This is a genomic window from Agromyces sp. P1_H4, from assembly GCF_056405255.1.
Map to the genome: position 1 here is coordinate 1 of NZ_JBFUCL010000164.1, position 7,986 is coordinate 7,986.

General features: G+C 71.7%; 9 protein-coding genes and 1 pseudogene. All 10 read left to right on the forward strand.

Features of this window, described 5'->3' with window-relative positions; all coding sequences use genetic code 11:
- The coding region (locus tag AC1DY2_RS11170) for a UDP-N-acetylglucosamine--N-acetylmuramyl-(pentapeptide) pyrophosphoryl-undecaprenol N-acetylglucosamine transferase (RefSeq protein WP_476762495.1) at nt 1-858 on the forward strand (858 nt) is incomplete at its 5' end.
- 76 nt (nt 859-934) lie between these two features.
- Nucleotides 935-2,335 (forward strand): UDP-N-acetylmuramate--L-alanine ligase, encoded by a 1,401-nt coding sequence (murC, locus tag AC1DY2_RS11175; protein WP_476762496.1) that lies wholly within the window; start codon nt 935-937, stop codon nt 2,333-2,335.
- A 13-nt stretch (nt 2,336-2,348) separates the two neighbouring features.
- Complete coding sequence (locus AC1DY2_RS11180; RefSeq protein ID WP_476762497.1) at nt 2,349-3,428, forward strand: cell division protein FtsQ/DivIB; 1,080 nt, start codon at nt 2,349-2,351, stop codon at nt 3,426-3,428.
- A gap of 192 nt (nt 3,429-3,620) precedes the next feature.
- Complete coding sequence (ftsZ, locus tag AC1DY2_RS11185) at nt 3,621-4,832, forward strand: cell division protein FtsZ (protein ID WP_309978185.1); 1,212 nt, start codon at nt 3,621-3,623, stop codon at nt 4,830-4,832.
- A gap of 31 nt (nt 4,833-4,863) precedes the next feature.
- A complete protein-coding gene (locus AC1DY2_RS11190) occupies nt 4,864-5,535 on the forward strand; it encodes a YggS family pyridoxal phosphate-dependent enzyme (protein WP_309978187.1) in 672 nt (223 codons plus the stop codon).
- A 33-nt stretch (nt 5,536-5,568) separates the two neighbouring features.
- A complete protein-coding gene (locus AC1DY2_RS11195) occupies nt 5,569-6,042 on the forward strand; it encodes a cell division protein SepF (RefSeq protein ID WP_476762498.1) in 474 nt (157 codons plus the stop codon).
- Between the two features lie 5 nt (nt 6,043-6,047).
- The gene (locus AC1DY2_RS11200) at nt 6,048-6,365 is read left to right on the forward strand and encodes a YggT family protein (protein WP_476762499.1); all 318 of its coding nucleotides are present in this window, start codon (nt 6,048-6,050) and stop codon (nt 6,363-6,365) included.
- A 112-nt stretch (nt 6,366-6,477) separates the two neighbouring features.
- Nucleotides 6,478-7,161: a DivIVA domain-containing protein gene (locus tag AC1DY2_RS11205; RefSeq protein WP_476762500.1), complete on the forward strand. Its 684-nt coding sequence runs from the start codon at nt 6,478-6,480 to the stop codon at nt 7,159-7,161.
- The gene (gene lspA, locus AC1DY2_RS11210) at nt 7,151-7,837 is read left to right on the forward strand and encodes a signal peptidase II (protein WP_476762501.1); all 687 of its coding nucleotides are present in this window, start codon (nt 7,151-7,153) and stop codon (nt 7,835-7,837) included. Before AC1DY2_RS11205 ends, lspA begins: the two co-directional genes overlap by 11 nt.
- A gap of 2 nt (nt 7,838-7,839) precedes the next feature.
- Nucleotides 7,840-7,986: pseudogene (locus AC1DY2_RS11215) on the forward strand (RluA family pseudouridine synthase); the annotation flags it as partial.

Here is a 7,986-nt window from a genome sequence, read left to right on the forward strand (position 1 = left end):
ATCGACGATGTCGCCGCGATCATCGCGGAGCGCGGCGTCGATGTCGTCGTCGGCTTCGGCGGGTACGTCTCGACCCCCGCCTACCTGGCGGCGCGCAGGGCCCGCGTGCCGGTCGCCATCCACGAGGCCAATGCGAAGCCTGGACTCGCCAACCGCCTGGGTGCGCGCTGGGCGGCATCCGTGGGCGTCGCCTTCGGCGGCACGCCGCTCCGTGGCGCCGAGGTCGTCGGCATGCCCCTCCGCCGGGAGATCGAGACGCTCGACCGTCGGGCGCTTCGCGAGGAGGCGGCCGGGTTCTTCGGCCTCGATCCGCAGCGCCCGGTGCTCCTCGCGACCGGCGGCTCGCTCGGCGCCCGCCGCATCAACCGCACGATGATCGAGAGCGCGAGCACTCTCACAGGCTCCGACTGGCAGGTGCTCCACATCACGGGCGCGTCCTCCGACGTGGGCGACCCGGCGATTCCCGGGTATCGCATGGTCGAGTACGCCGACCGAATGGACCTGGCACTCGCCGTCGCCGACGCCGCCGTCTCGCGCGCCGGCGCCGCGACCGTGAGCGAGCTCGCCGCCCTCGGCATCCCCGCCGTCTACGTGCCGTACCCGGTGGGCAACGGCGAGCAGCGGTTCAACGCCGCGGAGGTCGTCGCCGCGGGCGGCGGCCTGCTCGTGGACGACGCCGGGTTCGTCCCCGACTGGGTCCGCCGGGAGCTCGTCCCGTTGCTCGCCGACCGCGAGCGCGTGGCGCGCATGGCCGCGGCCGCGGCATCCGTCGGCCACCGCGACGGCACCGACCGCATGATCGCCCTCGTCGACGCCGCGCTCGGCGGGGGTGCCGGCGCCGCCACGCGCAGCGCGTAACGTGGAGTGAGCGGATGCCGCGGCATCCGCGGCACGCCGACCCGAACGCATCACCCCCGAGGAAGAGCCGCAGCACGTGACCATCAAGCCCGACCTGAACGCCCAGATCCCCGCCGAGCTCGGCGCCGTGCACTTCGTCGGCATCGGCGGCTCGGGCATGAGCGGGATCGCCCGGCTCTTCATCGGCGCAGGCCACCGGGTCACCGGATCCGACGTGCGCGACTCCGCGAACATCGCGGCGCTGCGTGAGCTCGGTGCCGAGATCGCGATCGGGCACGACGCCGCGAACGTCGGCGACGCCGAGGCGCTCGTCGTCACGGGCGCGCTGTGGCAGGACAATCCCGAGTACCAGCTCGCGCTCGAGCGCGGGCTCCCGGTGCTGCACCGCTCCCAGGCGCTCGCCTGGCTCATCGCCGGCCAGCGCCTCGTGTCGGTCGCCGGGGCGCACGGCAAGACGACGTCCACGGGCATGATCATCACCGGGCTGCTCGAGCTGGGCGAGGACCCGAGCTTCGTCAACGGCGGCGTCATCGAGGAGCTCGGCGTCAGCGCGGCCTCCGGCACGGGTGAGCTCTTCGTCGTCGAGGCCGACGAGTCCGACGGGTCGTTCCTGCTCTACGACACCTCGGTCGCGCTCATCACCAACGTCGACCCCGACCACCTCGACCACTACGGCTCGCGGGAGGCCTTCGAGCAGGCCTTCGTGGACTTCGCCGACCGTGCGAGCGAGCTCGTCGTCATCTCCTCCGACGACCCCGGAGCCACGCGCGTCGCCGCCCGCCTCTCGCACGAGCGCGTCGTCAGCTTCGGCGAGGCGGCGGATGCGACGGTGCGGGTGCACTCCATCGAGACCGACGGACCCGTGTCGTTCGCCATCGACCACGAGGGCGTGACGCATCGGGCGACCCTGCGGATCCCGGGGCGCCACAACGCCATCAACGCGGCCGGAGCGTTCGCCGTGCTCGTCGGGCTCGGGTTCGACCCCGCGGCATCCCTCGCCGGCATCGCCCGCTTCGCCGGCACCGGTCGTCGCTTCGAGCTGCACGGCACGGTGGGCGGTGTCAGCGTGTTCGACGACTACGCGCACCATCCCACCGAGGTCGCCGCGGCCCTGTCGGCGGCCCGCACCGTCGTCGGCTCCGGACGCATCATCGCCGTGCACCAGCCGCACACGTACAGCCGCACCCAGACATTCGCGAAGGAGTTCGCCGAGGTGCTCGAGCAGTACGCCGACGAGACCGTCGTGCTCGATGTCTACGGCGCTCGCGAGGACCCCRTCCCGGGCGTCACCGGAGCGCTCGTGAGCGAGCGCTTCGCCGACGCGTCCCACGTCGCATTCGTGCCCGACTGGCAGGAGGCCGCCGACTACACGGCGCGCATCGCCGAGGAGGGCGACTTCGTCATCACGCTCGGCTGCGGCGACGTGTACCGCATCGTGCCGCAACTGCTCGGCTCGCTCGAGCGGGAGCGCGGATGAGGGCCCGCCGCGCGTGAAGCGGCCTCAGGGCTTCGACCGGCCGCCCGCATCGCGGGCGACCGCACGTGCGCAGGCCGCTGCGCCGTCGGCGGGGGATGCCCGGACCGACGCGCGTCGGTCGGCGGATGCCGCGACCGCCGGTGCCTCGTCGGCGGATGCCCCGGTGGTCACCGCCTCCCGGCCGGTCGACCGCGACCGGGTGGCGACCGAGCCGATCCCCCTGGTCGCCGGGCCCACCGCCGGATCGCCGGGCGACGCGGTCGCTCCGACGTCGCCCGCGGCATCCGACGTCGTGCACATCGACCCGCCGACCGATGCCTCCGCCGACCCGCGCGCCTCGAAGCGCGCCATCGCCGCGGCGGCCCGGGAACGCCGGCGCTACGAGCGCCAGGAGGTGCGCCGTTTCACGAAGCGGTCGCGCCGACGCCGCATCACGTGGGCGGTCGTCGTCGGCGCGGTCCTCGCACTCGTGGCGGTCATCGGCGTGGGCGCCTACTCGCCGCTCATGGCGCTGCGCGACGTGCGTGTCGAGGGTGCGCAGCGCATCCCYGCCGCCGAGGTGCAGGCCGCGTTCGCCGGCGTGATGGGCACCCCGCTCCCGCTCATCGACTCCGGCGACGTGCAGGCGGCGCTCGCGCGATTCCCGCTCATCGAGACCTACGTGACCGAGACGATCCCGCCGGGCACGCTCGTCGTGCGCATCGTCGAGCGGACCCCCGTCGGTGTGATCGACACGGGGTCGGGCCTCGAACTGGTGGATGCCGCCGGCGTGGTCATCGACCGGCCCGAGACGGTGCCCGCCGGCCAGCCGCTCATCGAGGTCGACGGCGGCATCGCCGACGAGGGCTTCCGTGCCGTCGCCTCCGTCGTGCGCAGCCTTCCGGCCGAGGTCCGCGGACAGCTGACCCGTGCGACGGCGGCGACGGCCGACGACGTGCGGCTCGAGCTGGGGGGCGGTGCGAGCGTGGTCTGGGGGAGTGCCGAGGACTCGGTGCTGAAGGCCGACGTGCTCGCCGGGCTGATGCGCGCGGCGCCGCCCGACACGGTGGCGTTGTACGACGTCTCGGCACCCACGAGCCCCGTGACCGAGTGACGTCGGCGCTCGACGCACCGTGCGGCGCGGCGGCGCTCGGCGCCAATCCCGGCGGCGGTTCGCGACACGCGGGAGCGCCTTGCGGAGCGTGGGGCGGCGGGCACCTACCGTCAGATCAGGAATTGCATACTCAGCAAGACTTTAACCTTCGACTTGAGGTTCAGGGTTCAGAGTTCGCACGGAGGGCCGGACATGTCGTCTAACCAGAACTACCTCGCCGTCATCAAGGTCGTCGGCATCGGCGGCGGTGGCGTCAACGCCGTCAACCGCATGATCGAACTCGGCCTGCGCGGCGTCGAGTTCATCGCGATCAACACCGATGCCCAGGCACTGCTGATGAGCGATGCCGACGTCAAGCTCGACGTCGGCCGAGATCTGACCCGTGGCCTCGGCGCGGGTGCCGACCCCGAGGTCGGTCGCCGTGCCGCGGAGGACCACGCCGAGGAGATCGAGGAGGCGTTGGCCGGCGCCGACATGGTCTTCGTGACCGCGGGCGAGGGCGGCGGCACCGGCACGGGCGGTGCGCCCGTCGTCGCGCGCATCGCGAAGTCCATCGGCGCCCTCACCATCGGTGTCGTCACGAAGCCGTTCGGATTCGAGGGCAAGCGCCGCCAGACGCAGGCGGAGCAGGGCGTCGCACGCCTGAAGGAGGAGGTCGACACCCTCATCGTCGTGCCGAACGACCGGTTGCTCGAGATCAGCGACCGCGGCATCTCGATGCTCGAGGCGTTCGCGACGGCCGACCAGGTGCTCCTCGCCGGTGTCCAGGGCATCACCGACCTGATCACCACGCCCGGCCTCATCAACCTGGACTTCGCCGACGTGAAGTCGGTCATGCAGGGCGCCGGATCGGCGCTCATGGGCATCGGCTCCTCGAGGGGTGCCGATCGCGCGATCAAGGCGGCCGAGCTGGCCGTCGCGAGCCCGCTGCTCGAGGCGTCGATCGACGGCGCCCACGGCGTGCTCCTCTCCATCCAGGGCGGCTCGAACCTCGGCATCTTCGAGATCAACGACGCGGCCCGCCTCGTGCAGGAGGCCGTGCACCCCGAGGCCAACATCATCTTCGGCGCCGTCATCGACGACACCCTCGGCGACGAGGTGCGCGTCACCGTCATCGCCGCGGGCTTCGACGGCGGCGAGCCGAACGCCAAGCAGCCCGTCGAGGCGCGGCGCACGAACTTCGTGCCCGCGGCCGTGGGCGTCGGCGCGGCGGTCGGCGGGTCGTCGCTCGGCGGTCCGGGCGCCGAAGCCGTGTCCGAGGCGATCGGCGAGATCGACATCGACGAGCTCGTCGAGACGGCGAACTGGGGCGAGGCGTCGCCGGCCGCTGCCGACCAGATCGTCTCCGACCCCGCGTTCGACGACGACGGCGACGACCTCGACATCCCCGACTTCCTGAAGTGAGCCGGGCCGTGTCGGCCGAACGGGGGAGCAGATGAGCGAGCTCGCCGACCGACTCGCGTCCGTCCGAGGCAGCATCGCGGATGCCGCGCGCGACGCCGGGCGGCATCCGAACGAGATCACGACCATCGTGGTGACGAAGTTCCAGCCGGCGTCGCTCGTGGCGGAGCTCGCCGCGCTCGGCGTGGAGGACTTCGGCGAGAACCGGCACCAGGAGGCGCAGGCGAAGGCCGCAGAGCTCGCCTCCCTCGGAGTCCGGTGGCACTTCGTCGGGCAACTGCAGAGCAAGAAGGCCAGGCAGGTCCGCGGTTACGCCACGGCGATCCATTCCGTGGACCGCGCGTCGCTCGTCGACGCCCTTCGATCGGATGCCGCGACCATCGACGCGTTCGTGCAGGTCAACCTCACCGACGACCCCGGCCGCGGCGGCGTGCAGCCCGACGAGGTCGACCGGCTGGCGGAGCAGGTGCTCGCGACTCCCGGCCTGCGCCTGCGGGGCCTGATGGCCGTGGCGCCGCTCGGCGAGCCGCCCCGTCCGGCGTTCGCACGGATGCACCTGCTCTCCGAGCGGGTGCAGAATCTGGCACCCGACGCACAGGCGTTGTCCATGGGGATGTCGCACGATTTCCGTGAGGCGATCTTGGAGGGCGCGACACACCTGCGGATCGGCACCGCAATCACCGGGAATCGGCCGGACGCCGGTTAGCCTCGAACAGACGGAACACAGACGGAGGCAGCGATGTCCAACCCGCTCAAGAAGACCATGGTCTACCTCGGACTCGCCGATGAGGAGTTCGAGCAGGAGGCCCCGCAGGCTCCGGCGCCCGCTGCACCCATCGTGCACGCGGCTCCCGCCGCCCCGAAGACCGGAGCGGCCGTCACGCCGCTCCGCAAGCACCAGGTCCAACCGACTACACCGCAGGCGGAGATGAACGAGATCCTCACMGTGCACCCGCGTCAGTACCGTGACGCGCAGGTGATCGCCGAATCCTTCCGCGAGGGAGTCCCCGTGATCATCAACCTCTCGCAGATGTCGGACGGCGACGCGCGTCGCCTGATCGACWTCGCGAGCGGCCTGTCCCAGGGGCTCTACGGCAAGATCGAGCGCGTCACGAGCAAGGTGTTCCTGCTCTCGCCGGCGCACGTCGTCGTCTCGGGCGAGGCCGGCGAGGCCGAAGGCGACGTCGACGCGTCGTTCTTCACGCACGCGTAGCCGCCGTGGGCGCACTGGCCGTCGTCTGGAACATCCTCTACACGCTGCTCCTCGTCTACTTCTTCGTGATGTGGGCGAGGTTCGTGCTGGACCTCGTCCGCACGTTCAACCGCTCGTGGAGGCCGCGCGGCGCCTGGCTCGTCGTCGTCGAGACGGTCTACAGCGTCACGGATCCGCCCGTGCGCTTCTTCCGGCGCATCGTGCCGCCGATCCGCATCGGCCAGGTCGCACTCGATCTCGGGTGGAGCCTGGCGATGCTGCTGGTCATCGTCGCCATGACCGTGGTGTCCTGRCTGGCGGCGGGCGCCGCGGCATCCGCCTGATGATCTCCTGCGAGGTGGCGGGCCGTGACGTTCGGCACTGCGGTCGCGTGGAGGTCTTTGCTACCGTTAGCAGAACGTTCGAACAGCTCGACAGATTTGAGGGTGGGAAGCCATGGCGCTAACTCCGGAAGATGTGGTCAACAAGCGCTTCCAGGCGACGAAGTTCCGGGAGGGCTACGACCAGGACGAGGTCGACGACTTCCTCGACGAGGTGGTCGTCGAACTGCGCCGACTGAACCAGGAGAACGAGGAGCTGCGCCAGCGTCTGTCCGCGGCCGAGTCCCGTGCTGCGGAGGCCGGCAAGGCCGCTCCCGCCGCGCCGGCCCCCGCCGCGGTGTACACGGAGCCGGCCGCGCCGCCTCCCACGGTCGCCGTGCCGACGCAGGCACCCGTGCAGCCGCAGTCCGAGCTCGACGAGCAGACGTCCACGACGAACCTGCTCCAGCTCGCGCGCCGCCTCCACGAGGAGCATGTCCGAGAGGGTATCGAGAAGCGCGACGCGCTGATCGCCGAGGGTCACGCCACCGCCGCGCGCGTCGTGGCCGAGGCCGAGGCGAAGCAGCGCCAGCAGATGGGCATCCTCGACCAGGAGCGCCTCGCGCTCGAGAAGCGCGTCGACGAGCTCCGCATCTTCGAGCGCGACTACCGCCTCAAGCTGAAGAGCTACATCGAGGGCCAGCTGCGCGAGCTCGACACCGCAGCGCCGGTGCAGGTCTCGGGCAACCAGGGCTTCTCCGCCCCGGTGAGCGCGGGTGACCAGACGCCGGCACCGACCTTCCAGGGCTTTGGCGGCTGAGCGGGCCGCGAAGGTCGGCACCACCACTGCACTCCTCATCCTGGTCGGCGGCGCCCTCGCGGTGTACGGCCTCGACCAGCTGAGCAAGTACCTCGTCGTCACGAACCTCACCGAGGGTGAGGTCGTGCCGGTGCTCGGCACCGTGCTGCAGTGGCAGTTCGTGCGGAACCCCGGCGCGGCGTTCTCGCTCGCCAGCGGCATGACGTGGATCTTCACGATCCTCGCCGCGGGCGTGATCACGTTCATCATCTGGTTCGCGCGGCGCATCCGCTCGGTCGCGTGGGCACTCGTGTTCGCGCTGCTGCTCGGCGGGGTGCTCGGCAACCTCACCGACCGGCTCCTCCGCGAGCCGAGCTTCGGCCTCGGGCACGTCGTCGACTTCATCTCGACGCCATGGCTGATCCCCGCGATCTACAACGTCGCCGACATGGCGATCGTCTCGAGCATGGTGCTGTTCATGATCCTGACGATCCGCGGCGTCGGCCTCGACGGCTCTCGCGAGTCGAGGCGAGCGGATGCCACGGCCGAGGCCGGCGGCGATCCCGCTGCGGACGCGGAACCCGCAGCGCCCACCGCTCCGGGCGCCGCCACGGCCGATGGGGCGAACGGCGCACCGGCGACCGGTGAGGGCACGACGACGCCTCGCGTGGGCGCGCCGCTCGCGGCCGAGTCCTGAGCATGGAGCACCGCTCCTTCCCCGTGCCCGACGGGCTCGACGGCGTGCGCGTCGACCAGGGCCTCGCGAAGCTCCTCGGCTTCTCCCGCACGCAGGCGGCGGAGATCGCCGGGTCGGGCGGGGCGGTGCTCGACGGGGCATCCGTCGAC

Bases quoted from the DNA above. Each gene is read 5' to 3' on its own strand.
- ftsZ (WP_309978185.1), top strand. From the start codon at position 3,621: ATGTCGTCTAACCAGAACTACCTCGCCGTCATCAAGGTCGTCGGCATC.
- AC1DY2_RS11190 (WP_309978187.1), top strand. From the start codon at position 4,864: ATGAGCGAGCTCGCCGACCGACTCGCGTCCGTCCGAGGCAGCATCGCG.
- AC1DY2_RS11205 (WP_476762500.1), top strand. From the start codon at position 6,478: ATGGCGCTAACTCCGGAAGATGTGGTCAACAAGCGCTTCCAGGCGACG.